Here is a 435-nt window from a genome sequence, read left to right as displayed (position 1 = left end):
ACCTCCGCGCCGATACACGGCAGGTTCGCGTACGCCAGCCCGATCTCCGCGTGGTCGCGGAACCGGTGGATCTGCCGGTAATCCTCCGAGATCACCGCTCCCGCGAGCCCGTACGGCGTATCGTTGTGGATCTCGATCGCACGGTCGATGTCGCCCTCGTACTCCACTAACGCAACGTGCGGGCCGAACACCTCCTCTTTCAGACACCGCAGGTCCTCCTCGTAGTCGACCTCGTAGACGAACGGCCCGACCCAGTGACCGTCCTCGTGCCCGTCCGGGATCTCCTCGTCGTCGAGTTCCGTCCGGTCGACCAGCACGTTCGCGCCCTCCTGCTGTGCCAGGTCGTTGTACCGCTGGATCTTCTCGACGTGGCCCGGCTCTATCGCCGGCCCCATGAACGTGTTCTCCTCCAGCGGGTCGCCCACCGCGACTTTC

General features: G+C 65.5%; 1 protein-coding gene. It reads right to left on the bottom strand.

From position 1 onward, the window contains the following. Positions 1-435 (bottom strand): aldehyde dehydrogenase family protein (locus SM753_RS20250; protein WP_323192889.1); only part of this gene is annotated, 435 nt, incomplete at both ends.

The organism is Halostella sp. PRR32, from assembly GCF_034808085.1.
GTDB lineage: Archaea > Halobacteriota > Halobacteria > Halobacteriales > Natronoarchaeaceae > Halostella > Halostella pelagica.
This window is presented reverse-complemented; position numbering and strand designations above follow the sequence as displayed.